Annotated in this window: 1 protein-coding gene; it reads left to right on the forward strand. The window is 39.7% G+C overall.

What is annotated here, in order from left to right; translation table 11 throughout:
• Positions 1-678, forward strand: a 678-nt coding sequence (locus HNV08_RS16230) for a T9SS type B sorting domain-containing protein (protein ID WP_173282411.1), incomplete at both ends; no start/stop codon positions are given.

The following is a 678-nucleotide window of genomic DNA, read 5'->3' on the forward strand; positions in this document are numbered from 1 at the left end:
AGATGGCGTTACAGGTAATGATACCTCAATCTGTTATGCTATAGCAGAAGTGATTTTACAAGTTAATCCGTTACCAGAGTTTGATTTAGAAGATAGCTACACTTTATGTATCAATACCAATGGTACCGAGATATTAGCTCCATTAGAGATAGATACAGGCTTAACAACGGCCGACTATAGTTTTGAATGGCGTTATGAAGGGGTTGTTATAGCAGGCGAAACAGAAGCAACGTTAATGCCAAGTGCAGGTGGAAATTATAGCGTAACAATCGTTAACTTAGTAACCGGTTGCGAGAACGCAGACAGCACAGTAGTAGAAGAAAGTGAGCCACCAAGTGTAAGTATAGAACGATTAACACAAGCTTTTTCAGAAACACACGTTATACAAGCAGTATTAGGCGATGAGATAGGCGAGTATGAGTTTAGTTTAGATGGCGGGCCATGGCAAGACGATCCAGTGTTTAGTGGTGTATCTGCGGGTGAGCATGAGATTATAGCCAGAGATAAGTTAGGCTGTGGAACAGCAACGGCAACAACATTTATAGTGGACTACCCATTGTATTTTACACCCAATGGAGATGGATTTAATGAAACTTGGAACATCGCAGGTATTGGAAGTAATGCAAAAATTTATATATTTGACAGATACGGAAAGTTGTTAAAACAATTAAGTCCAGA

The organism is Winogradskyella eckloniae, assembly GCF_013249045.1.
GTDB classification, from domain to species: domain Bacteria; phylum Bacteroidota; class Bacteroidia; order Flavobacteriales; family Flavobacteriaceae; genus Winogradskyella; species Winogradskyella eckloniae.